Here is a 22,042-nt window from a genome sequence, read left to right as displayed (position 1 = left end):
GCACAGAGTGTGCCCGCGTGACGGTCGACGTGTGTCATGTGCGCCGCATGTCATGGGCAACGCCCGGCCTTTTCCGTAAGATGACGGCTCGATAAATGCCCCACGAGGCCCGATGCCTTCTTCTTCACTCGTCGCAACCGTTGGCGTCGCACGGCGCGATACCGCGCGCGGCACCGTCCTTTTGCATCCCACGGATTTCGTGCTGAGCGAAGGCGAGCGCGCCGCGATCACGGGACCGTCGGGATCGGGCAAGAGCGTCTTCTTGCGTACCCTCGCGCTGCTCGATGCCTGCGACGAGGGTTACGTGACGTGGCGCGGCGAGCGTATCGCGCGCGCGGGCATTCCGGCTTATCGACGACGCGTGGCCTACATCGCTCAACGGCCCGCGATGCTGGACGGAAGTGTCGAGGACAACCTGCGTTATCCGTACACACTCAAGGCTTATCGCGATGCCCGCTTCGATCGCGCGATGGCCACGCAACTTGCGGAAGCGGCGGGACGCGGCGCGGACTTTCTCGACAAGGTCGCGAGCGAGTTGTCCGGCGGTGAGGCGCAGATCGCCGCGCTCGTGCGTGTACTGCAACTCGCGCCCGACGTGCTGCTGCTCGACGAGCCCACGGCATCGCTCGATCCGGCTTCGGCGCGTTCGATCGAAGCGCTGGTCAGCGCGTGGTTCGAATCGGCGGACAAAGCGGACGGCAAACCGGGCAACAAGCGCGGGAGCATCTGGGTATCGCACGACCCCGAACAGGCCGCGCGCGTGGCCACGCGTCATTTGTCGATGAACGCGGGCGTCCTCACCGAAGCGAGCGCGCCATGAACGGTTATCAAAACCTCAGTCTCCTCGATATCGCGCTTGCGGCGGCGCTGATCGTGGTGAACGCCGCGTTGTCGGTCGCGCTCAATCTCGGGCTCGAACGCAAGCTCGCGATCGCGGCCATACGCACCGTCGTTCAATTGCTGCTGATAGGCTATGTGCTCGGCTGGGTGTTTGCCTTCAGCCGGTGGTATGTCGTGCTGCCGCTCATGGCGTTGATGACCATCATCGCGGGATTGTCCGCTTCGAATCGCGGACGGCGCACCTACACCGGACAACGCGCCGACAGCATCGTGTCGATCTGGGCGAGTTCGTGGCTGATCGGCGCATTCGGGCTGTTCGTCGTGATCCGCATTCATCCGTGGTACGAGCCGCAATACGCCATACCCATTCTCGGCATGATTCTCGGCAATACGCTCACAGGCGTGTCGCTCGGCATCGAACGCATGACGGAGGAACTGACCGCCGGACGCGCGGCCGTGGAGATGTCGCTCGCATTAGGCGCGACGCGCTGGGAAGCCGCGCAAGGGCCCGCGCGGCAGGCCGTGCGCGCGGGCATGATTCCGACGCTCAACCAGATGACCGTCGTGGGCCTCGTCAGTCTGCCGGGGATGATGACCGGTCAGGTGCTGGCGGGACAATCGCCATTGCAGGCGGTGCGCTATCAGATCGTCATCATGTTTCTGATCGCGGCGGCTTCGGCGCTCGGCGTGGTCGGCGCAGTCGTGTTGACGTATCGGCGGCTGTTCTCGCCGGATCACCGCTTCATGGCCGCGAAACTCGTGGAGAGGAAGGCGAAGAAGCGCTCTGCCTGAAGCGCTTCCTTTTCGCGTCACGCTCCGCGGTATGCCCGCTCCAGTTCGTCGAGGTCGAGCTTCACCATCGTTCTCATCGAGGTCATCGTGCGATTGGCCTTGTCCGGGTCGGGGTCCTGCAGCATCTTGAGCAGCTTTCTGGGCGCGATCTGCCACGTCACGCCGAAACGGTCCGTGAGCCAGCCGCAGGCCATCGCCTGGCCGCCTTCGAGAAGCTTGTCCCAGTAGCGGTCGATCTCGGCCTGACTGTCGCATTTGACGAACAACGACAGGGCGGGCGTGAACTTGAATTCTGGGCCGCCGTTGAGCGCCATGATGTCTTCGCCTTCCAACTGGAACAGAATGGCGAGCACGCTGCCCGGCGTGCCCGGACTGGCCTCGTTATGCAGCATGGTTTCAACGATGCGCGCGTCCTTGAACACGCTCAGATAGAAATCGACGGCCTCCTGCGCGTTGCCGTCGAACCATAGGCATGGCGATATCTTGTTCATGAGTCTCTCCTTGAAAGGCGCGTTATTCGCGCGGCGCGGTCATCGCCTTTTGCATGTCCTCGGGGCTCACGTCGCGTACGTGCGATGCCAACGACCACTGATGCCCGAACGGGTCGACGAGCCGGCCGTAACGGTCGCCCCAGAACATCTCGGCAACCGGCATGGTGACTTCGGCGCCGGCATCGATGGCCTGCGTGAACGTGGCATCGACATTTTCGACATAAAGGTGGATGGTCACCGGCGACCCTTTGATCGCCTTCGGGCCGAGCATGCCGAAGGTCGGGTTCTCGTCGACGAGCATCAGCACCGAATCGCCGATCTTGACCATGGCATGCATGAGCTTGCCGTCCGGTCCGGGCAGGCGGCCCAGTTCGACGGCGTTGAAGGCGCGCACGTAGAAGTCGATCGCCTCCGCCGCGCCCGCGCACGTGAGGTGCGGGGTCAGCGAACGCATGCCGGGCGGAATGGGGTTGACGGCGGGTGTGGACATGGCTGGCTCCGTAGAAGTGACGAGACGCGCCGGGAATCGGCGCCGCTCTCCTACCCTACAACGTGCAAGCCAGGCGTCAATCGACATCGATCCGGACTTCGGCCGGATTTTTTGCAGCTCAGGCGTCCGGCGTTTCGGCCAGCGTCTGAATGAGCCCTTCGAGCCGCGAAAAGTTGACGGGCTTCGTCAGATGATCCCGAAAACCTGCTTCCCGGCAACGTCGAATGTCTTCGTCCATGCCGTAGCCCGTGATGGCCACGGCGGGCTTGTCGGGCTGCAGCTCGCGCCACGCGCGCGCGATGTCGAGACCCGTGCCATCCGGCAAGCCGATGTCGCTCACAAGAAGATCGAACGACGCCTCTTTCGCGCGTTCGAGCGCAACTGCCACCGTGCTGGCGACAGTAACGACGTGACCGAGCATCTCCAGCACTTCCGCCATCGCCGATGAAGTCTGCTCGTTGTCCTCCACGAGCAATACGCGCAGCGAACGGCCGTGTTCGTGCCGCTTTGCCTCGACGAGCGGCTCGGCCTCGTGCTGCGGCTCCATTTTCGCGAGCGGCAACGTGAGCGTGAAACGCGCGCCCGCATCGCGGCCTTCGCTGTAGGCCGAGAGCGTGCCGCCATGCTTCTGCGCGAGCGTGCTGGCGATAGCCAGGCCCAAGCCCAGCCCGCCGAAGGAACGCGTGATGGAATCGTCGGCCTGTTCGAACGCGGAAAAAATGCGCGGCAATGCTTCGGCGCTGATGCCGATGCCGCTATCCGTCACCGATACCGCGATGGTCGCGCGATCCGGATTCCACGTCCGTACTTCGAGCCGCCCGCCCGCCGGGGTGAACTTCACCGCGTTCTTCATCAGGTTCCAGACGATCTGCTGAAGCCGCGCGGCATCGCCGAAAACGACGAATTGGTGCGCGTCGAAGCGCGTGTCGAGCGTGAGATTCTTCGCGCGCATGTCGGCTTCCGACATGTCGAGTGCGCTCGTGAGCAAGGTATCGAGCGCGACGCTCGCGAAATTCAGACTCAGCTTGCCGCGCGCGATGCTCGTCAGATCGAGCAGATCGTCGATCAGACGCGCCTCCAGTTCCACATTGCGGCGAATCAGTTCAAGCGTGGGATGCGCCTCGTGCGACAGCGAATGCTTCATTTCGAGCAGACGCACGGCGGCGAGAATCGGCGTGAGCGGCGTGCGCAATTCATGCGACAGCACCGCCAGGAAATGGTCCTTCGCGCGATTCGCGGATTCCGCCTGATCCTTGGCGAGCCGCAAGGCATCGGCGGCCATGTGAGCGTCGGTGGCGTCGCGCACGATCTTCGAGAAGCCGATCAGTTCGTCGTTTTCCGTGCGGATGGCCGTGGTCACGCCCGAGGCGAAGAACGAGTGGCCGTCCTTGCGCCACAGCCAGCGGTCGTCGCTGGCGCTGCCCTCGCGCCGCGCGATGTCGAGTTCGTCCTCGAATACGCCGGTTTCGCGGTCTTCCTGGTTATAGAAGATGCTCGCGCTCTGGCCGAGCACGTCTTGCGCCGGAAAGCCGAGAATGCGCTCCGACGCCGCATTCCACGTGCGAATGCGCCCTTCCGGGTCGAGCGTGATGACGGCGTAGTCCTTCAGCGCGTCGATCAGCATGCGAAAGTGCGTCTCCGTCTCGCGCAGCGCGCGCTCCACCGCAATGCGTTGCGCACGCTCGTCGCTCTCGCGCATGGCGCGGCGCACCACCGCGGGCAGCCGTTGCAGACGCTGCTTCAACACATAGTCGGTCGCGCCGCGTTTGAGCATGTCGACGGCGTGTTCTTCGCCGAGCAGCCCGGACACGAAGATGAACGGGGTATCCGGCGCGCGCTCGCTCGCGATGCTCAGAGCCTCGATGCCGGAGAACGTGGGCATGACGAAGTCCGCGAGGATCACGTCGAAGCGCTTGGCGGCGAGCTCCGCGATGAAGTTCGCCGAGTCGTAGACGATGGACGCATCCACCGCGTAATCGGCGCGCTCGAGCTGAGCGATGGTCAGCTCCGCATCGAGTGCGTTGTCTTCCACGAGAAGCAGATGCAGGGGCTGCATGGTCTAGGCGGCCTCGCGAGAAAACGCGCGGCGGCGCACGATGCGGTCGATATTGGCAGTCACGAAGTTCACGAGGTTCACGTCGGTCATTGCGCGGACGGCGGTCGGCGAAAGCGCGTGGAACCCGGCGGCGGCTCGTTGAGCACGGCCCAGAACACGCCGAGATCGCTGATCGCCTCGACGAATTCCGCGAACTCCACGGGCTTGACTACATAGGCATTGACGCCGAGTTCATAGCTGCGCACGAGGTCCTGCTCTTCGCGCGAGGACGTGAGCATGACGACCGGCACGCTTTTCAGAACCGGGGTCGAGCGGATCGTGTCGAGCACTTCGAGCCCGTCGATTTTCGGCAGTTTCAAGTCGAGCAAAATGACGGCGGGATTGCCCGGCGTGCGCTCCTTCCAGTCGCCTTCGCAAGTGAGATAGTCGATAGCTTCCTGACCGTCGCGCGCGATGATCACTTCGTTCGCAAGCTGGCTTTTGTCCAGCGCCACGAGCGTGAGTTCGAGGTCGTTCGGATTGTCTTCGACAAGCAAAATCGGTTTAAGCATGGTCTGGTATTGACGCTGATATTCAGATTCCCGACGGCGCGCCGGAACCCAGGCGGACGCCTTCGCGGCCCGTGACATGTCGAAACACGACCGGCAGGGAGAAATAGAATACCGCGCCTTCTCCGAGCCGCCCTTCCGCCCACGTGCGTCCCTCGTGCCGTTCGATGATCCGCCGCACGTTGGCGAGGCCGATACCGGTGCCCTCGAACTCCTCCGCGCGGTGCAGCCGCTGGAACACGCCGAACAGCTTGGCTCCATATTTCATGTCGAAGCCAACGCCATTGTCCCGTACGCCGACGATGTACTCGTCGCCGCTTTTGTGGGCGAATATCTCGATTTTCGCCGATTCTCGCGTTCTCGTATATTTCACCGCGTTCGAAATGAGGTTGCGTAGCGCCAGTTGCAGGAAGGCGGCGTCGCCCGTGATGCGCGGCAGATCGCCGATGACCCACTCGATCCGGCGCTCGGAGGCATCCATTTCGAACTCCCGCACGATCACGCCGACGAGCTGGTTCAGGTCGACCGGAGCGGGTCTGAGCGCCGCGCGGCCCATCTGCGAGAAGGTCAGAAGATCGTCGACGAGCGTGCCCGCGAAGCGCGCCGAATCCAGCATGTTGTTCAAAAACCGCCGGCTCTTTTCCGACATGCGCTCGCCTTCCAGTTCGCGCAGCAGGTCGCCGTAACCCGCGATATGGCGCAGCGGCGCGCGCAAGTCGTGCGATACCGAATACGAAAACGCTTCGAGTTCCTTGTTCGCGCGTGCGAGTTCGGTCGCGAGTTCCGCGCGTTCCTCGGCACGGCGCAGCACGATATTCAGAAGCGCGCCGCGCAATTCGTTGGCGATTTCGATCTCGCCCTGACGCCACATGGCGGAATGCCCGCGCACCGTTTCGAGCCAGGGACTGAAGCTCGTGCGCGGGGCGCTGGCGCCTTCCGCGTCGCGAATCTTGACCGGCTCGCCCGCCCACTTGATGGTCTGCATCACCTCGGGGCGAAACCACAGCAAATAGTTGCGAAAAATCTGCGATACCGGCACGGCGAGCACGCCGCACGCCTTGTCCTCGTGCGCCTTGGCGGGCGGCCATTCGCGCGCGAGCGAGTCGCTTGCCCACACGCCCGTGGTGTTTTCCGCGAGCCAGTGCGTGAGCGCGCGCACCGTGTCTTCATCGGGCGTCGCGCCCATGAGCGTGACGTTTTCATCGAAGACGATAGCCGCGCCCGCCGAACGCGCGAAGCCCAGCACGTCCTTCGGCGCCGCCTGCAGGCCGGCCACGAAATTGGTGTGCTCGCCCATCGCGCTGACGAGACGGCCCATCGTGCGACGCAGCCCGGCGAGATATTCGCCCTCGGCGCGCTCTTCCTTTGCCTCGATCTGCAGCGACAGCATGTGCCCCAGATGTTCGACCGCCAGCCGCGTATTGAACGACACGATGCGCGGATCGTGATCGTGACAGGAAATGAGGCCCCACAAGCGCCCGCGCACGACAATCGACACCGACATCGACGCATGCGTATTCATGTTGCGCATGTATTCCAGATGCACGGGCGAGAAGCTGCGCAGCGTTGCGTAAGTGAGGTCAGTCGGGCGGCCGGTCAGCGGATTGAGCGCCGGCACGAGGCGCGCGGGGCGATAGTTCACATCGGCGACGAGGCGAATCCGGTGCCGCATATACAGCGCGCGCGCCTGACGCGGAATGTCGGAAGCCGGAAAGAACTGATGCAGAAAGGACGCGTAGCTTTCGTCGCGATTTTCCGCGAGCACATGACTGCGGCCTTCCTCATCGAAGCTGTAAAGCATGACGCGACCGAAGCCGGTGATCGCGCGGACTTCCTGCACGGCGAGTTCCGCGAGTTCCTGCACGGTGCCGGCATCCTGCAAACCGCGCGCGAACGTGCGCACGAGCGGATACATGGACGCGAAAGCGGCGTCGCCGATTGCAGCCGTTTCCATCTCGACGATGAGCGCGCCTTCATGGCGATGCACCGTGACATCCAGGCGCACGGAAGCGTGGTCCGCTTTGGCGGCATCCACCGGGCCGACGTAAAGCGGCGCGTCGTCGATCTCCGCCGTCGCGGCGGCTTTCGCAATGCGCTTGGCGCCCACATCGCCCAGCACTGTTTCGAGCGATTCGCCAGGCAGCGTCTCGATGTCGCGGCCCGTGAGCGCAGCCAGATTCTCGCTTGCCTGCAGAATGCGCAGAGCGTCGTCCAGCACGAGCAGATAGCCATGCGGCTGGATGCCACCGGGTGCATGGATGGGCTCGGCGTCGCAGTCCTTGCTCGCAACGCCGGAGTCGAGCGTCAGGCGGCGCGCGACGGCATCCGGCGGACCTTGCGAGTCGCCGTGAAAGGACGCAGAACCGGCTGGTCCGCTTGCCGCCTCGCTCATGTGGCCACTCCGCTCACGGCCTGCAGGTCTTCGACCTCCGCGGATTCCGGGCACAGCCACGCCTGCATGCTCTCGAAAGTCGCGATGGCGGCATGCACGGCTTCGTCGTATTGCGCCTCGGGCACCGTCGCCGCGGCGGTCGTGCGAAAGGCGTTCCACATGCTGCCGGTGTGCGAACCGTAACCTTCGAAATAGGCGTTGCCGAAACCGGGTTCGAGATCGAGCAGCTTGGCAATATGCGGCGCGATGAAACGCCCGCCCAGGGTCGAACCTTCCATCACGTACATGGAGCCGACCGCGCTCGCGACGCTCTTGATCTGCGGCAGATCGTAAAGCGCGTGAGCACGCGGGACCGAACCCACGGGCACGCGCTCGCCGGTGAGCACGGCGAGATCGGCGGCGATGAGCGGCGCCTTGCGGCGCTCATCGAAAAATACTTGCAGCGATTCGGGCATCTGCACGCCCGCGACGTCTTCCCACGGCGCGATATAGCCGTAAAAGCGTTCGAGCAGCGCAATGTATTCGGCGCGTTGCAGGCTGTCCTGCATGAGGTCGAGCGCGTTCTCGAGCCGCGTATGGCATACGGCGGTTTCGTTTTTGAGCCGGGACAATAGATCTTGGGACATGTTCCGTCGGGTTGGCTGAGGACGCTATGGATGTTCAAGCAAGCAAACGAGGCTTGCATCGGAAGCGCTTACCGGATGAAACGCGCGCGGCACTGAATGATCCGGTAGAAAACGCATGATCGACGTGTTCTGCTTTCGAAACAAAAATCATTTTACGCAACCGTCTCACGCAATGTCAGTGCAAGACTCGTGGTTTCACCATCTGGTTCAATTCGCGCCTGGGCCGCCGCTGCCGCCGCCGCTATTCTCGTTCACGTGATCGTCGCGCTGCGTGGCTTCCTGATACGCGCCGCCACCGCGCCGGTCGGTATCGACGAGACCGCGCTTTACATCGTCATGCGCCTGCTTGCCGACTTCGCGCGGCTCGTGCTCATCCTGCGAGTCGACACTTTGATCCGCCTCGTGCGGCAGCGCCGCGTTCGATGAATCGTCGTCCACTTGCGTCTGTTCGTCCTTGCTCGACATTTCGCGGCCGCGTTCGGGCGCGCTTTCGGGTGCTGTCTTGACTGGCTTCATGGTCCCTCTCCTTGATGCGTTCACTTGGTCTTGCTTTTAGCGTCGATGCCAAGCTGTTTTTTCATTGCCGCTGTAAGACGCTGGCGGCCCTTCGCGTAGTCGGCCCACGGGTCGGCGCGCAATGAATTCATGCGCTCGGCCACGTTGCCGATGTTCCATTGATCGCCGCTCGTGACCTCGTCGATTTCGTCCCAGGCAATAGGCATCGAAGCGCCCAGTCCCGGCCGCGAGCGCAACGAAAACGCCGCCACCGTGCTCGATCCGCGGTTGTTGCGCAGATAGTCGATGAATATCTTGTCCTTGCGATTCTGCATGCCCATCTTCGCGGAAAAGAACTTGGGCAAGGTACTCGCCATATGCTGCGCGACGGCTTGCGAGAAGCCCTTCATTTCGTCCCAGCCCGACTGTTTGGCGAGCGGCACGACCACATGAAAGCCCTTGCCGCCGCTCGTCTTGCAAAACGAAGTAAGTCCGAGTTCGGCCAGCAGTTCCTTCGTGAGCTTCGCGGCTTCGACCATGCGCTTCCAGCCGACGCCTTCGCCGGGGTCGAGGTCGAACACCATGCGATCCGGTTTCTCGATGTTCGACGCCAGCGCGTTCCACGTATGCAGTTCGATCGTCCCCATCTGCGCCGTGCCGACGAGCGCTTGCGCCGATTCGATGGTGAGCAGCGGCGGATGTCCCGGATCGATATCCGCATGCTGCGTGATGTGCGGAATCGCGAGCCTCGCGCTGTGCTTCTGAAAGAACAATTCGCCGCCGATATCTTCCGGGGCGCGCACGAGGGACACGGGCCGGTCGTGCAGATGCGGCAGCATCCATTGAGCGACCGACGCGTAATACTCGACGACATCGATTTTCCGAAGCCCCGTGGACTTGTCGATGACGCGATCCGGATGGCTGATCTTGACGCCTTCGACCTCGGCGGTCGATTTGCTTTTGGCCGCGGTTTTCGTGGGCGCTTTCTTCGCGGCGGTTTTCCTGGCAGCCGTCTTCTTCGGCGCGCCCTCGTCTTCCACCTTTTGCGCCGATACCGCTTCTTCCTTGACGATCTGCCGGGCCGGCTTGTCGTCGCGCAGACTGACGAACGATGCTTGTCGCACGATGCGCTCCTTGGTCCATTCCGCGAAATTGCATTCCGCCACGAGTTCGGGCTTGACCCAATGCACCGGCGTGCGGCTGCGCTCCTGCGGCTCGCTCGCAAACGGCATGCTTTTGGTTTCGCGCTTGTCTAGTTCCTTCTTTACGGCGGTGAGCGTGGCGTGATCGAAGCCGCTGCCGACGCGACCCGCGTATTGCAGCTTGCCCTTGGCGTCGTACACGCCGAGCAGCAACGCGCCGAACTCGCCGCGCGTGCCCGCCGGTTCCGAATAGCCGCCGATCACGAACTCCTGCCGGCGCCGGCACTTGAGCTTGATCCACGACGCGCTGCGCCCGGAGACATAAGTCGAGTCGATCCGCTTGCCGATGATCCCTTCCAGCGCCATGTCGCAGGCGCTTTTGAGGAGATCGTCGGCGTGAAAAGCGAAGTCTTCCGAGTAGCGCAGCACGGGATCGGCGAGCGGTTCGACGATCGCTTTCAGAATGGCGCGGCGCTGCACGACCGGCACCTCGCGCAAGTCGTACCCGTTCAAATAAGGCAGATCGAAGAAGTACACGACGATATCTTGCGGACGTCCGACATCGAACGCGTTTTGCAGCCCCTGAAAGTCCGGCAGGCCGCGATCGTCGAGCACGACGGCTTCGCCATCGAGCCAGCCGTGTTCTATGTCGAGTGCTTCGAGCGCCTTCACCTGCTTGCTGAACTTCGCCGTCCAGTCGTTGCCGTTGCGCGTGAAAATGCGGATATCGCGTTTGCCCTTGATCGTCTCGATCCGCACGAGCACGCGATAGCCATCGAACTTGATCTCATAGGCCCAGTCTTCGCCGGGCGGCGCGGTATCGACGAGCGTGGCCAGTTGCGGCTTGAAGGTCGCGGGCAGCTTGGCCTTGACCGCGCCTTCTATCGCCGGGTCATGCGAGAGCGTGCGCAACGACTCCGCGTTCCGGTTCGCGACGATATCCGGATGCTCGCGCCCATTCGCTGTCTTGCTAACGGTTTTTCTGGTGGCCGCTTTCTTGGCGGCAGGCTTGGTCTTGCGTTCGGTGCGCTCGACGACCGCGCCATCCTTCCCCCGCGCGCCGAGCGATTCCGACAAGACGCTGCCGGGCCGCTTCAGAAGGATGTCGTATTCGCTTTCGGGACGCGCTTCGTCGTCGCGTTCCTTGATGAGTAGCCACTGTTCCTTGTCGCCGCTACCGCGCATGTGGCTGCGCACGAGCGTGAAGCCGCCTTGCAGCTTTTCGCCATCGAGCACGAACTTGAGCTTGCCTTTTTCATATTCGGCCAGGGCTTCGTCGAAGCTGCCGGCTTGCGGCGCCCAGCGACCGCGATCCCAGACGATCACGCTGCCCGCGCCGTAATTTCCTTCGGGGATATCGCCTTCGAACGAACCGTAATCGATCGGATGATCTTCAACATGAACCGCAAGGCGCTTGACCGTGGGATCGAGACTCGGGCCTTTCGGCACGGCCCACGACTTGAGCGTGCCGTCGAGCTCCAGGCGGAAGTCGTAGTGCAGGCGGCGCGCATCGTGTTCCTGGATCACGAACGAGAGCGTCTCGACCGCGGCGGCTTTTTTGGCTGCGCGTTTCTTCGCGGCAGCCTTCTGCGTCCCGGACGGCTCAGGCGTCTCGTTGAAACGCCGCATGCGCTGATAGGTTTCGAGTTTGCCGGCCATCGTTTTTCGTGGCTCCGTTTATGGGAGGCTTGGTAGTCGTGGTGCTGTGTGTGATTGCGTCAAACGTCGCCGATGTTGTGGGGTTGGTCGCCACGCTCTGTCTGCTTCATCAGACCGCGTAACGTGCCGTCGCGCAGCTCATGGGTGCGGCCGGCACGCCTCACGCTTCAGGCACGTTTGCGCCGCGTAGTCTTGCGCGCGGGCTTCGCGGCGGGTTCTTCACCCGAATCGTCGTCTTTCGATGCAGCCGCGCCGCGCTTGGCCGGCGCCGCGCCGCCCTTCTTCAGGCTGCGCTTGAGCAGTTCGGAAAGGTCGAGAATATCGGCGGATGCCTTGCCTTCGCCGCCGCTACCCTCGTCGATCTTCATGACTTCCGCGACCTTGCCTTCCTTCACCTTGCGGTCGACGAGCGCCATGATGTCGTCCTTGAAGGTGTCGTGATACTTCGTCGGGTCCCACAAGTCGCTCATGTCGTCGATCAGGCGCTTGGCCATGTCGAGTTCTTTCGGCGATACGCCCGCTTTCTTCGTGTCTTCATTGGGGAACTTGAAGTCGGTGAAATCGCGTACTTCGTCGCCCCAGCGCAAGGTATTGAGCGCAAGCGCGGGACCGACGGGAATCAATGCGGCCAGATGCTGCTTGTTGTGCAGCACGACGCTTGCGATGCCGACCTTGCCTGTGTCTTTCAAGGCGTCGCGCAGAAGCGCATAAACCTTTTCGCCTTTCCGATCGGGCGCGAGATAGTACGGCGTGTCGAGCGAGAGGAACGAGATTTCGGGGGCATCGACGAAAGCGAGGATATCGACCGTTTGAGTCGACTCGGGATTGGCCGCGCGGATTTCGGCATCGGTCATCACGACGTATTTGCCCTTCTCGTACTCGAAGCCGCGCACGATGTTGTCGCGTGTCACGTCCTTGCCGGTGTTCTTGTTGATCTGCTTGTAGCCGATGGGGTCCATCGAGCGTTTGTCGAGCAGATTGAAGCCGACCTTGTCCGACTGCGTGGCGGGATACAGTTGCACGGGCACGTGGACCAGCCCGAAGCTGATCGCACCCTTCCAGATCATGTGCGGCATCGCGAAACCTCGCTGGCGGAACGGTCGATGGGGTGCGCTTCACGCGCGGTTGAAAGCTGCGTTTGAAGCGGGCATCGGGGTGTACCGCAGGAAGCGTGCCAAATCAGGTAGGTTGGCGGCGGGCTTTGATTGCGTTGTTGGATCTGATCCGCGGATGGCGCTGCTGGCTGTAAGCTTTACGGAGATGTATCGGTGACAGCGGTGTACGTCGAAGTAGTTAGATGGCGAGGAAATGGACGGTTAGTTGCTTCGCTTGAGTGCGCTTGAGTGCGCTTGTGCATTGCGGTTGCGACATCGCCTCTGGCAAGAGCCTCGTTGACCTCACCTGAGACGCACGCGGACCGATTGCACTGAGATCATCGTCGGGGCCGATGCTTAAGCCACCGCCCCGCCGTTTACATGCCGATCAAAGCAGCGAGTCACGATCAGCGCGAAACAAGCCCGCGCCATCAGCGCCCTACTTCCGACTCGCCGTGATCGTCAGTTGCGTTCCATCATCGAGCGTGACGGTCTTCTTGGAGCCGGTCGAAGTCGACATGGAAAAGCGCACGACTTGGCTGAAGCGGTTATCGACGGGACACTGCAAGCTCTTGCCGCCGACCGTGACCTTATTTACACCCTTCGGCGCATAAGCTCGAAAGCTGATCTGCACATTGGCCGCGCCGTTATCCGCGATGACCGGCGCAAAGCGAATCTGCACCTGGCGCACGGCCGCGCCGTCCGCGCTATGCGGCACCGATGCCGCCTGCGGACAGCCATCCGGCACTGGCTGCGCGCCAGCGGGCGCCGCGCCCTGCCAGGTAAAGTCGTCGCTCTGCCCCGAGCGGATGGTGCGCGTTTCCTGTTCGTTGCCGAAGCTCTTCGACACCATCTTCACGCTGTATTTGATCGGCCCGTCATTGGGCGCTTCGGAGAGAACCTTGATGCCTGGCGTCGCATGCGCGCTCGCCATCACGCCCAACGCGAGCGCAAACGCTGAAACGATGCGACTGAAATTCGGGCGACGATTCATGCCGGCACCTCCGTTTAAACGCTTGGGGAATTCCGGCGCGCCGCGAACGACGCGCCGGATGACTGAAGGCGAATTCAGTCTAGCGCCGAGCATGCCCGGGTCTCCTAATGGAAAACCCGTGTGCACTTGAACGATGGCCCGCTTCGTTGAAGTTCGTCAAAAACCGGTCAGCACGAGCTTGCCGATCGCGCGCCCTTCTTCCAGCAGGCGATGCGCCTCGCGCAGATTCGTCGCATTGATCTTGCCGAGGTCGCGGCCGAGCGTCGTGCGGATCGCGCCTGCGTCGATCAGCCGCGCCACTTCCGTGAGCAGCTTGTGTTGTTCGATCATGTCGGGCGTATGGAACATCGCGCGCGTGAACATGAACTCCCAGTGGAACGCCGCGCTTTTCGCCTTCAGCAGTTCGACCGCGATCGGCTTCGCATTCTCGACAATCGTACAGATGCCGCCTTGCGGCTTGATCACTTCCGCCGCTGCCGGAAAATGCTTGTCGGTGTCGTTGAAGATCAGCACGAAATCGACTTGCGGGAAGCCCGCGTCCTTCAGCTGCTTAGGGATTTCCTCGAAGTGATTGACGATGTGATCCGCGCCCAGCTCCTTCGCCCATTGCGCGGATTCCGGCCGCGATGCGGTGGCGATCACGTTCAGCTTCGCAACCTGCTTGGCCAACTGAATGCCGATGGACCCCACTCCGCCCGCCCCGCCAATGATCAGCACCGTCTTGCCCGCGTCCTTGCCTTCGGCGGACACGTTCAGGCGGTCGAAGAGCGCTTCCCATGCGGTGATGGTCGTGAGCGGCAACGCCGCCGCGCACGTGAAATCAAGCGACTTCGGTTTCGCGCCGACGATGCGTTCATCGATCAGATGAAATTCGCTGTTCGCGCCTTGCCGCGTGATGTCGCCTGCGTAATAGACGGCATCGCCCGGCTTGAAGAGCGTGACCTCGGGGCCGACCGCTTCGACGACGCCCGCCGCGTCCCAACCGAGCACGCGCGGCGTGGCCTCGGTCTTGTCCTTTGGCGCGCGCACTTTCGTGTCGACGGGGTTGACGGCGATCGCCTCGATTTTCACGAGCAGGTCGCGCCCGTAAGGTGCAGGTTTGTCGAGCTCGATATCGACGAGCGATTCGGGATTCGAAATCGGCAGATAGCGAGTCAGTCCAATGGCTTTCATGTTTGAGCTCCGTGTTTGAATTGCATGAGGTGTAGTCATCTTAGCCGCCGCCGGCGTTCCGTAAAACCGTCATAATCGTTGAAACATTTTTTGGGAAATCCATCGAATGAGTAGCGAACCGCTTGCCAGCCATGCCGATTCCGACGCGCGCGAACGTCTCGATCTGCTCGACGTCGGCTTGTTCGTGCGCGCGGCGGCGCTTGCCAGTTTGTCGGCGGCGGCGCGTGAATTCGGCCTCTCCCCGGCGGTGGCGAGCGCGCGCATCGCGGGGCTGGAGCGCATGCTCGGCGCGCGGCTTTTGCATCGGACGACGCGGCGCGTGAGCGTCACGCAGGAAGGCGAGATTTTCGCGGCCCACGCGCGTGAACTGCTCGATGCCGCCGAGGCCGCGCGTGCATCGGTGGGCCGCGCACGCGAACGGCCTCACGGACGGCTGCGGGTGACCATGCCGTCGTCGCTTGGGCGTCAGCATGTTTCGCCGCTGATTCCGGCGTTTTTGCGGTTGTATCCGGGTGTGAGCATCGAGCTGCGCATGACGGATCAGATCATCGATCTCGTCGATGAGGGCATCGATCTCGCCATTCGTATCGGCGCGTTGAAGGACTCGACGCTCGTCGCGCGCAAGCTGGCGAGCAACCGGCGCGTGCTGTGCGCGTCGCCTGCGTATATCGAGGCGCATGGCCGGCCGCGGCACCCGGCCGAGCTTGCGGAGCACGAGTGCGTGATCCTATCCGACCAGCGCGACTGGAGCTTTCATACGCCGACGGGCGTGATCGATGTACGCGTGTCGGGGCGCATCGTGACCGACAACGGCGAAGTGATCCGGGACGCGATCGCGGCGGGCGTCGGTATCGCGTTGAAGTCGACGTGGAGCGTGGCGCCGCTGCTCGCGAGCGGCGAACTCGTGACGCTGCTCGATGATTATCCGTGCGCGCAGACGGTCGCGATTTGGGCGGTGTATCCGAGTCGCGCGTTCGTGCCGCCGAAGACGCTGGCTTTCATCGATTTTCTGGCCGAGCGCTTCGGCGAGCCGCCGTATTGGGACGTCGATCCGGCAAGCGTGCAGCGGTAGGCTTGGGCTTGGGCTTGGGCTTGGGCTTGGGCTTGGGCTTGGGCTTGGGCTTGGGCTTGGGCTTGGGCTTTGGCTTGGGCTTGGGCTTGGGCTTGGGCTTGGGCTTGGGCTTGGGCTTTGGCTTTGGCTTTGGCTTTGGCTTTGGCTTTGGGACAGGCTAGCCGGTCTTCACTCGCGTGTGGCCCGTACAATGTCGGTTTTCGCGCTTATCACAATCCGCCTGCGATGAACCTCGTCATTCAAAGCCCCAGTCTTATCTCCGATGCGCATCTGAAGCCGCTCGCCGCCCTCGCCCGTTCGCGCGAAACGCAGCGTATCGACGACACGCTCTTGCGCCTGACCGATGCCGATCCGCTGCAACGCGCCGACGTCGACGCTTATTGCGGCACGCACGCGCTCGACTACGCGTTCATCGACGCAAACGCGAAGTTGACCGACTTCGGCCTCGTCGCGATGGATATGGATTCGACGCTCATCACGATCGAATGTATCGATGAGATCGCGGATTTCTGCGGGCTGAAGGCGGAAGTCGCGGCGATCACGGAAGCCTCGATGCGCGGCGAGATCAAGGACTTCAACGAGAGTCTCACGCGCCGCGTCGCACTGTTGAAGGGACTGGAGGCGACCGCATTGCAACGCGTGTTCGACGAGCGTCTGCAGTTGTCGCCGGGCGCGGAACGCATGCTCGCCGGCGCGCGGGCAGCGGGCTTGAAAACGCTGCTGGTGTCGGGCGGATTCACGTTCTTCACCGAGCGGCTGAAAGCGCGACTCGGCCTCGACTACACGCGCGCGAATACGCTCGAAATCGTCGATGGCAAATTGACGGGCAAGGTGCTCGGCGAGATCGTCAACGCGGATGTCAAGGCGCGCACGCTGCGCGAGACCTGCTTGGAGATCGGCATCGATCCGAAACGCGCGATCGCCATTGGCGATGGGTCCAACGATTTGAAGATGATGGCGGAAGCGGGTCTGTCGGTGGCGTTTCGCGCGAAGCCGGTGGTGAGGGAGGCGGCTAGTCTCGCGTTTAATTTTGTTGGGCTGGATGGGTTGTTGAGGTTGTTTTGAAAGCAAAGTCCGTAAAGCCAAGAAACGGCACCTCGGGGTGCCGGTTTTGTTTGTGCCGGTGGAAGTGGCAGCGCTGACGCTGTCTCAAACTCGATTGTAATGCAGTTTTGCATTACAATCGATCATCAACTGATGGAGGTATCTCATGAGCACACTGACGGTCACCGCGCGGGGCCAGGTCACGTTTCGGAAAGAGGTACTGCAGCACTTGGGTATCAAGCCCGGCGAGAGAATCGAGTTGAACCTGCTGCCGGACGGCCGGGCCGAATTGACGGCCGCTCAAACAAAGGGTTCATTTCGGGAACTGCGGGGCATTCTTAAGGGCAAGACGAACGGCGCTCGATTAACTGTCGAGGAAATTAACGACGCGATTGCCGCTTGTGGCGCGGCCCGAGGGGCTGGCAAGGCATGAAGGTGACAGCTGACACGAACGTCCTGCTTCGCACCATTGTGGACGATGACGCAATTCAAACAACGCGCGCTGTCGCACTTTTGGATACGGCCGACATGGTGGCGGTTAGCCTGCAAACGCTATGCGAGGTTGTTTGGGTGCTGCGCGGCCAATACGGCGTTGCTCGTGCGGATATCGCTTTCGCAATTCGCACGCTGTTGAGCACAAGCAATGTCGTGGTTAATCGTCCGGGCGCCGAGGCAGGACTTGCGTTACTGGATGCGGGCGGAGATTTTGCTGATGGGGTCATCGCCTACGATGGTAGCTGGCTTGGGGCGGAGACCTTCGTTTCTTTCGACAAAAAAGCGGTATCACTGCTGACGAAGCAAGGGCAAGCTGCACGTCTGCTCTAGCGGTGGCACTCCAGCATAGAGCTCAAGGCAGCGACGGGCTTGTCAACCCGTCCCCTCCCAAAAGCTTTGATCCCGCGCCACCCAAGATTGTTCAGCTGTCAGGGCATCGTCCGCCGGTTCGTAAAGGGTTAATTACCCGGCGATGGCCCATAAAGACACGTCGATTCACTCCCACTCGATCGTCGCTGGCGGCTTCCCCGAGATGTCATAAACCACCCGGTTAATCCCCCGCACTTCATTAATGATCCGATTGGACACATGCCCAAGCAACTCATGCGGCAGATGCGCCCAATGCGCAGTCATGAAGTCCAGCGTCTGCACGGCGCGCAGGGCAACGACATACTCATAAGTCCGCCCATCGCCCATGACACCAACGCTCTTCACCGGCAAGAACACCGCGAACGCCTGGCTCGTGAGGTCATACCACGACTTGCCCGTTTCCTTGTCGATGGTATTGCGCAACGTTTCGATAAAGATCGCGTCCGCCTGACGCAAAAGGTCAGCAAACTCGCGCTTTACTTCGCCGAGAATACGCACGCCAAGTCCCGGTCCCGGGAACGGATGGCGGTACACCATCGCGTGCGGCAAACCAAGCTTCACGCCCAACTCGCGCACTTCGTCCTTGAACAGCTCGCGCAACGGTTCGAGCAGCTTCAGGTTCAGCGTCTCCGGCAAGCCGCCGACGTTGTGATGGCTCTTGATCGTATGCGCGCCCTTCTTGCCCTTGCCCGCCGATTCGATCACGTCGGGATATATGGTGCCCTGCGCGAGCCACTTGGCATCCGTGAGCTTCTGGGATTCCGCATCGAACACTTCGACGAACTCGGCGCCGATGATCTTGCGCTTCGCCTCCGGGTCCGTCACGCCCGCGAGCTTCGCGAGAAACTCCGCGCTCGCATCGACGTGGATGACCTTCACGCCTAGGTGATCGGCGAACGTGGACATCACCTGCTCGGCTTCGTTCTGACGCAAGAGGCCGTGATCGACGAACACGCAAGTCAGCTGATCGCCGATCGCGCGATGCAACAGCGCCGCCGCCACAGACGAATCCACGCCGCCCGACAAGCCCAGAATGACATGCTCGCTGCCAACCTGCTCGCGAATTTTGGCGACCGCTTCGTCGATGTAATGGCCCATCTCCCAGTCCGCTTTCGCGCCGCACAGTCCAAGCACGAAGCGATCGAGCATCGCGCGGCCTTGCACGGTGTGCGTGACTTCGGGATGCCATTGCACGCCATAGAAGCGGCGGTCGTCGTCGGCCATCGCGGCGATCGGACACGCAGGCGTCGAGGCCATGAGTTTGAAGCCGGCCGGCAAGTCGGCGACCTTGTCGCCGTGACTCATCCACACCTTCAGCATCGCCTCGCCCTCGGCGCTCTTGAAGTCTTCGATGCCTTCAAGAAAGCCCGTGTGGTTGAGCGCAGCCACTTCCGCATAGCCGAATTCGCGCACGCTGCCGAGTTCGACCTTGCCGCCAAGCTGATCGGCCATCGTCTGCATGCCGTAGCAGATGCCGAGCACCGGCACGCCGAGATCGAACACAACCTGCGGCGCGCGCGGCGAGCCCGCCTCGGTGACCGAGTTCGGGCCGCCCGACAGGATGATGCCCTTCGGCGCGAACTCGCGGATGAAGGTTTCATCGACGTCGTACGGATGGATTTCCGAGTAGACGTGCGATTCGCGGATGCGCCGCGCGATCAGTTGCGTGACTTGGGAGCCGAAATCGAGGATCAGGATTTTGTCGTGCATGGCTGCGGCCAAAGGCTAAGTGAACGAATGGGTCTTGTGCCGGCTGCGCGCGAATCTCGCGCGAAGTCCGGCTGCCAATAAATCGACGGTCGGCGCAAAGGCCGACCGTGCTTGTCTTACTGCGGTACTGCCCGACGATGATCTGCCGTCTGCACGCCATCAGAGCGGCGTCTGGCGAACATCGGCACCGGTCAGCGGATCGACGCGTCTGCCCGTGACCGGATCGATATCGCCGCTAATTACAGGCTCGATGCGCCTGCCCGTCACCGGATCGATTTCGCGGCCACCGACGGGGTCGAACGTGCGGCCCGTGACCGGATCGACCGCGCCGCCGTCCATACGCGTGCGAGACAGCGGCGTCGCGGTATCAAGCGGACGCCCGGACGAATCGACCGTGCGGCCTGAAACTGGATCGATGGCCGTGGCTTCCGGCGCGCGCGCCAACGGACGTGTCGCGGTGTCCAACGGTATGCCTTGCTCGCGCTTGTCCGCCGCCTTCTGTTCTGCCCGCGTGGCCGAAGCCTTGCCTGCCGCCGCCAGACGCTCACGCCGCCGCACGGCCGACGACAAACGCACGCTGCCAAGACCTAGCACCATGAGCACGATGCCAACGAGCGTTGCGCTCACCTGCCCGAAGCCGGCCACTTCCGGCGTGCGCAACCCAAGCAGCCAGACCAGCACGATGACGCCGGAAAGCCACTCCACATGGCCCGAAACTCTTGCGGCCCGCGCCGTCAACGCGCCGTCGATAGCCGCGTGCAGTGAAAGCCACGCCAGTCCGAGCAACGCCACGCCGAGCAATTGCCCGGCGAAGGCGGGCTGAACGAGGATGGGGTCGAGTTGCAGCGCGGCGTACAGGCCGGTCCACGGCGTCAGCAGGAACAATACGCCGAACGCCAGAAAGATCAGCGCATTGACGGTCAGCACGGCCCGCAGCAACGGTTTCATGATCGATCCCCGGGTTAGTCAATATGTTCAGTCGACGTGGTAATTCGGCGCTTCCTTCGTGATCTGCACGTCGTGCACGTGCGACTCGCGCATGCCGGCCGCCGTGATCTGCACGAACTCAGCCTTGTCGTGCAACTCGGCAATGGTGCTGCAGCCGCAATAACCCATGCTCGCGCGCACACCGCCGATGACCTGGAACAGGATGGCGTTGACCGAGCCCTTGTAGGCCACGCGGCCTTCGATGCCTTCCGGCACGAGCTTGTCGATGTTCGCCGAGTTGTCTTGGAAGTAGCGGTCCGCCGCGCCGTCCTTCATCGCGCCGACCGAACCCATGCCGCGATACGCCTTGTACTGGCGGCCCTGGAACAGGAACACGTCGCCGGGCGACTCTTCCGTGCCCGCGAGCATGCTGCCCATCATGACGACGTTCGCGCCGGCCGCAAGCGCCTTGGCGACATCGCCCGAGAAGCGCGCGCCGCCGTCCGCGATCACCGGCACGCCGCTGCCGCGCAATCCTTCCGAGACGTTCGCGATTGCCGTGATCTGCGGCACGCCCACGCCCGCGACGATGCGCGTCGTGCAGATGGAGCCCGGACCGATACCGACCTTCACCGCGTCCGCGCCGTATTCGACGAGCGCCTTGGCGGCAGCCGCCGTAGCGATGTTGCCGCCGATCACCTGCACCTTCGGGTAGTTCTGCTTCACCCAGCGCACGCGTTCGAGCACGCCCTGGCTGTGGCCGTGCGCGGTATCGACGACGATCACGTCCACGCCCGCCGCCGCGAGCAGCTCGACGCGCTCCTCGTTGTCCGCGCCCACGCCCACTGCCGCGCCCACCCGCAGCTTGCCGTCTTCGTCTTTACACGCGTCCGGATTCTCGGTCTGCTTCGTGATGTCTTTCACGGTCATCAGGCCGCGCAGTTCGAACGCGTCATTGACCACGAGCACGCGTTCCAGGCGATGGCTATGCATCAGCGCCTTGGCTTGCGCGAGCGGCGTGCCTTCCTTGACCGTCACGAGGCGCTCGCGCGGCGTCATGATGTTGCGCACGGGCTCTTCCATGCGCTCTTCGAAGCGCAGGTCGCGGTTAGTGACGATGCCGATGAGCTTCGCGCCTTCCACGACAGGAAAGCCCGAGATGCCATGCTGCTGCGTGAGCGCGATGACGTCGCGTACGCGCATTTCCGGCGGCACGGTGATCGGGTCGCGCACCACACCCGACTCGAAGCGCTTGACCTTGGCGACTTCGCGCGCTTGCTCTTTGGCAGTGAGATTCTTGTGAACGATGCCGATGCCGCCCATCTGCGCCATGGCGATGGCGAGCCGGCCTTCGGTGACCGTGTCCATGGCGGCGGACACGAGGGGCATATTCAGGGAGATGTTGCGAGTCAGCTGGGATTTCAGACTGGTATCGCGCGGAAGTACGCTGGAGAACGCAGGCACGAGGAGCACGTCATCGAACGTGAGTGCTTTCTGGATCAGACGCATGGCAAATCCTATGGGCGCAAAAGCAGATTATACCGATAGTTCCTCGGGTTTTCACTGCCCGAACAGCGGCTTAGCCCGAACGCACGCAAGTTATGGGCCGGGCGTGCGGGCGTTCTGACCGCTC

The 22,042-nt window shown here is 62.7% G+C and carries 20 protein-coding genes; 6 read left to right on the top strand and 14 right to left on the bottom strand.

The window, feature by feature from the left end:
- Positions 1–112: 112 nt before the first annotated feature.
- Together NCR40_RS05770 and NCR40_RS05765 are read left to right on the top strand one after the other, a co-directional pair.
- The gene (locus tag NCR40_RS05770) at positions 113–820 is read left to right on the top strand and encodes an ABC transporter ATP-binding protein (protein ID WP_250508946.1); all 708 of its coding nucleotides are present in this window, start codon (positions 113–115) and stop codon (positions 818–820) included.
- Positions 817–1,632: an ABC transporter permease gene (locus NCR40_RS05765; RefSeq protein WP_250508945.1), complete on the top strand. Its 816-nt coding sequence runs from the start codon at positions 817–819 to the stop codon at positions 1,630–1,632. Before NCR40_RS05770 ends, NCR40_RS05765 begins: the two co-directional genes overlap by 4 nt.
- A 17-nt stretch (positions 1,633–1,649) precedes the next feature.
- On the opposite strand, the gene NCR40_RS05760 is transcribed toward NCR40_RS05765, so the two are convergent.
- The 11 genes from NCR40_RS05760 to NCR40_RS05710 all read right to left on the bottom strand — a co-directional run bounded on the left by NCR40_RS05760 (position 1,650) and on the right by NCR40_RS05710 (position 14,792).
- On the bottom strand, positions 1,650–2,123 hold the full coding sequence (locus NCR40_RS05760) for a VOC family protein (protein ID WP_250492455.1): 474 nt from the start codon (positions 2,121–2,123) through the stop codon (positions 1,650–1,652).
- A gap of 22 nt (positions 2,124–2,145) precedes the next feature.
- On the bottom strand, positions 2,146–2,613 hold the full coding sequence (locus tag NCR40_RS05755; protein ID WP_250508944.1) for a VOC family protein: 468 nt from the start codon (positions 2,611–2,613) through the stop codon (positions 2,146–2,148).
- 118 nt (positions 2,614–2,731) lie between these two features.
- Entirely contained in the window at positions 2,732–4,669 is a 1,938-nt protein-coding gene (locus NCR40_RS05750) for a hybrid sensor histidine kinase/response regulator (RefSeq protein ID WP_244827796.1), read from the bottom strand.
- 86 nt (positions 4,670–4,755) lie between these two features.
- Positions 4,756–5,220 carry a response regulator gene (locus NCR40_RS05745; RefSeq protein ID WP_244827795.1) on the bottom strand — a complete coding sequence of 155 codons (465 nt, stop codon included), beginning with the start codon at positions 5,218–5,220 and terminating at the stop codon, positions 4,756–4,758.
- Between the two features lie 22 nt (positions 5,221–5,242).
- The gene (locus NCR40_RS05740) at positions 5,243–7,609 is read right to left on the bottom strand and encodes an ATP-binding protein (protein ID WP_250508943.1); all 2,367 of its coding nucleotides are present in this window, start codon (positions 7,607–7,609) and stop codon (positions 5,243–5,245) included.
- Entirely contained in the window at positions 7,606–8,235 is a 630-nt protein-coding gene (locus NCR40_RS05735; RefSeq protein ID WP_250508942.1) for a biliverdin-producing heme oxygenase, read from the bottom strand. Before NCR40_RS05735 ends, NCR40_RS05740 begins: the two co-directional genes overlap by 4 nt.
- Before the next feature lie 207 nt (positions 8,236–8,442).
- Positions 8,443–8,751 (bottom strand): hypothetical protein, encoded by a 309-nt coding sequence (locus NCR40_RS05730; protein WP_409014935.1) that lies wholly within the window; start codon positions 8,749–8,751, stop codon positions 8,443–8,445.
- Between the two features lie 20 nt (positions 8,752–8,771).
- The gene (gene ligD / locus NCR40_RS05725; protein ID WP_250508941.1) at positions 8,772–11,531 is read right to left on the bottom strand and encodes a DNA ligase D; all 2,760 of its coding nucleotides are present in this window, start codon (positions 11,529–11,531) and stop codon (positions 8,772–8,774) included.
- Positions 11,532–11,698: 167 nt separating this feature from the next.
- Positions 11,699–12,607, bottom strand: a complete 909-nt coding sequence (gene ku, locus NCR40_RS05720; RefSeq protein WP_250508940.1) for a non-homologous end joining protein Ku — start codon at positions 12,605–12,607, stop codon at positions 11,699–11,701.
- Positions 12,608–13,064: 457 nt separating this feature from the next.
- Positions 13,065–13,619 (bottom strand): DUF6013 family protein, encoded by a 555-nt coding sequence (locus NCR40_RS05715; protein ID WP_250464526.1) that lies wholly within the window; start codon positions 13,617–13,619, stop codon positions 13,065–13,067.
- Between the two features lie 156 nt (positions 13,620–13,775).
- Positions 13,776–14,792 (bottom strand): zinc-binding alcohol dehydrogenase family protein, encoded by a 1,017-nt coding sequence (locus tag NCR40_RS05710; RefSeq protein ID WP_250508939.1) that lies wholly within the window; start codon positions 14,790–14,792, stop codon positions 13,776–13,778.
- Positions 14,793–14,898: 106 nt separating this feature from the next.
- Between NCR40_RS05710 and NCR40_RS05705 the strand changes: the two genes are divergently transcribed.
- The 4 genes from NCR40_RS05705 to NCR40_RS05690 all read left to right on the top strand — a co-directional run bounded on the left by NCR40_RS05705 (position 14,899) and on the right by NCR40_RS05690 (position 17,733).
- Positions 14,899–15,864 carry a LysR family transcriptional regulator gene (locus tag NCR40_RS05705; protein WP_250508938.1) on the top strand — a complete coding sequence of 322 codons (966 nt, stop codon included), beginning with the start codon at positions 14,899–14,901 and terminating at the stop codon, positions 15,862–15,864.
- Between the two features lie 225 nt (positions 15,865–16,089).
- Entirely contained in the window at positions 16,090–16,929 is an 840-nt protein-coding gene (gene serB, locus NCR40_RS05700) for a phosphoserine phosphatase SerB (RefSeq protein WP_250508937.1), read from the top strand.
- A 145-nt stretch (positions 16,930–17,074) separates the two neighbouring features.
- Complete coding sequence (locus tag NCR40_RS05695) at positions 17,075–17,341, top strand: AbrB/MazE/SpoVT family DNA-binding domain-containing protein (RefSeq protein WP_250508936.1); 267 nt, start codon at positions 17,075–17,077, stop codon at positions 17,339–17,341.
- On the top strand, positions 17,338–17,733 hold the full coding sequence (locus NCR40_RS05690) for a type II toxin-antitoxin system VapC family toxin (protein ID WP_250508935.1): 396 nt from the start codon (positions 17,338–17,340) through the stop codon (positions 17,731–17,733). The genes NCR40_RS05695 and NCR40_RS05690 overlap by 4 nt, the downstream gene beginning before the upstream one ends.
- Positions 17,734–17,898: 165 nt before the next feature.
- On the opposite strand, the gene guaA is transcribed toward NCR40_RS05690, so the two are convergent.
- The 3 genes from guaA to guaB form a co-directional block, all read right to left on the bottom strand.
- Positions 17,899–19,482: a glutamine-hydrolyzing GMP synthase gene (gene guaA, locus NCR40_RS05685; RefSeq protein ID WP_250508934.1), complete on the bottom strand. Its 1,584-nt coding sequence runs from the start codon at positions 19,480–19,482 to the stop codon at positions 17,899–17,901.
- Positions 19,483–19,641: 159 nt separating this feature from the next.
- The gene (locus tag NCR40_RS05680) at positions 19,642–20,430 is read right to left on the bottom strand and encodes a hypothetical protein (RefSeq protein WP_250508933.1); all 789 of its coding nucleotides are present in this window, start codon (positions 20,428–20,430) and stop codon (positions 19,642–19,644) included.
- A 27-nt stretch (positions 20,431–20,457) separates the two neighbouring features.
- Positions 20,458–21,918, bottom strand: coding sequence for an IMP dehydrogenase (gene guaB / locus NCR40_RS05675; RefSeq protein WP_244827782.1), 1,461 nt, complete (start codon positions 21,916–21,918; stop codon positions 20,458–20,460).
- Between the last annotated feature and the right edge of the window lie 124 nt (positions 21,919–22,042).

The organism is Caballeronia sp. GACF4 (assembly GCF_023631025.1).
Taxonomy (GTDB): Bacteria; Pseudomonadota; Gammaproteobacteria; order Burkholderiales; family Burkholderiaceae; genus Caballeronia.
Note: the sequence above shows the minus strand (reverse complement) of the source record. Positions and strands in the feature narration are given on the sequence as shown.

What these genes read in the sequence shown, in the direction of transcription:
- NCR40_RS05750 (WP_244827796.1), bottom strand. Translation starts at nt 4,669, where the DNA reads ATGCAGCCCCTGCATCTGCTTCTCGTGGAAGACAACGCACTCGATGCG.
- guaA (WP_250508934.1), bottom strand. Translation starts at nt 19,482, where the DNA reads ATGCACGACAAAATCCTGATCCTCGATTTCGGCTCCCAAGTCACGCAA.
- NCR40_RS05760 (WP_250492455.1), bottom strand. Translation starts at nt 2,123, where the DNA reads ATGAACAAGATATCGCCATGCCTATGGTTCGACGGCAACGCGCAGGAG.
- NCR40_RS05730 (WP_409014935.1), bottom strand. Translation starts at nt 8,751, where the DNA reads ATGAAGCCAGTCAAGACAGCACCCGAAAGCGCGCCCGAACGCGGCCGC.
- NCR40_RS05745 (WP_244827795.1), bottom strand. Translation starts at nt 5,220, where the DNA reads ATGCTTAAACCGATTTTGCTTGTCGAAGACAATCCGAACGACCTCGAA.
- NCR40_RS05705 (WP_250508938.1), top strand. Translation starts at nt 14,899, where the DNA reads ATGAGTAGCGAACCGCTTGCCAGCCATGCCGATTCCGACGCGCGCGAA.
- NCR40_RS05715 (WP_250464526.1), bottom strand. Translation starts at nt 13,619, where the DNA reads ATGAATCGTCGCCCGAATTTCAGTCGCATCGTTTCAGCGTTTGCGCTC.
- NCR40_RS05755 (WP_250508944.1), bottom strand. Translation starts at nt 2,613, where the DNA reads ATGTCCACACCCGCCGTCAACCCCATTCCGCCCGGCATGCGTTCGCTG.
- guaB (WP_244827782.1), bottom strand. Translation starts at nt 21,918, where the DNA reads ATGCGTCTGATCCAGAAAGCACTCACGTTCGATGACGTGCTCCTCGTG.
- NCR40_RS05765 (WP_250508945.1), top strand. Translation starts at nt 817, where the DNA reads ATGAACGGTTATCAAAACCTCAGTCTCCTCGATATCGCGCTTGCGGCG.
- ligD (WP_250508941.1), bottom strand. Translation starts at nt 11,531, where the DNA reads ATGGCCGGCAAACTCGAAACCTATCAGCGCATGCGGCGTTTCAACGAG.
- NCR40_RS05770 (WP_250508946.1), top strand. Translation starts at nt 113, where the DNA reads ATGCCTTCTTCTTCACTCGTCGCAACCGTTGGCGTCGCACGGCGCGAT.
- NCR40_RS05680 (WP_250508933.1), bottom strand. Translation starts at nt 20,430, where the DNA reads ATGAAACCGTTGCTGCGGGCCGTGCTGACCGTCAATGCGCTGATCTTT.
- NCR40_RS05690 (WP_250508935.1), top strand. Translation starts at nt 17,338, where the DNA reads ATGAAGGTGACAGCTGACACGAACGTCCTGCTTCGCACCATTGTGGAC.
- NCR40_RS05710 (WP_250508939.1), bottom strand. Translation starts at nt 14,792, where the DNA reads ATGAAAGCCATTGGACTGACTCGCTATCTGCCGATTTCGAATCCCGAA.
- ku (WP_250508940.1), bottom strand. Translation starts at nt 12,607, where the DNA reads ATGCCGCACATGATCTGGAAGGGTGCGATCAGCTTCGGGCTGGTCCAC.
- NCR40_RS05735 (WP_250508942.1), bottom strand. Translation starts at nt 8,235, where the DNA reads ATGTCCCAAGATCTATTGTCCCGGCTCAAAAACGAAACCGCCGTATGC.
- NCR40_RS05695 (WP_250508936.1), top strand. Translation starts at nt 17,075, where the DNA reads ATGAGCACACTGACGGTCACCGCGCGGGGCCAGGTCACGTTTCGGAAA.
- serB (WP_250508937.1), top strand. Translation starts at nt 16,090, where the DNA reads ATGAACCTCGTCATTCAAAGCCCCAGTCTTATCTCCGATGCGCATCTG.
- NCR40_RS05740 (WP_250508943.1), bottom strand. Translation starts at nt 7,609, where the DNA reads ATGAGCGAGGCGGCAAGCGGACCAGCCGGTTCTGCGTCCTTTCACGGC.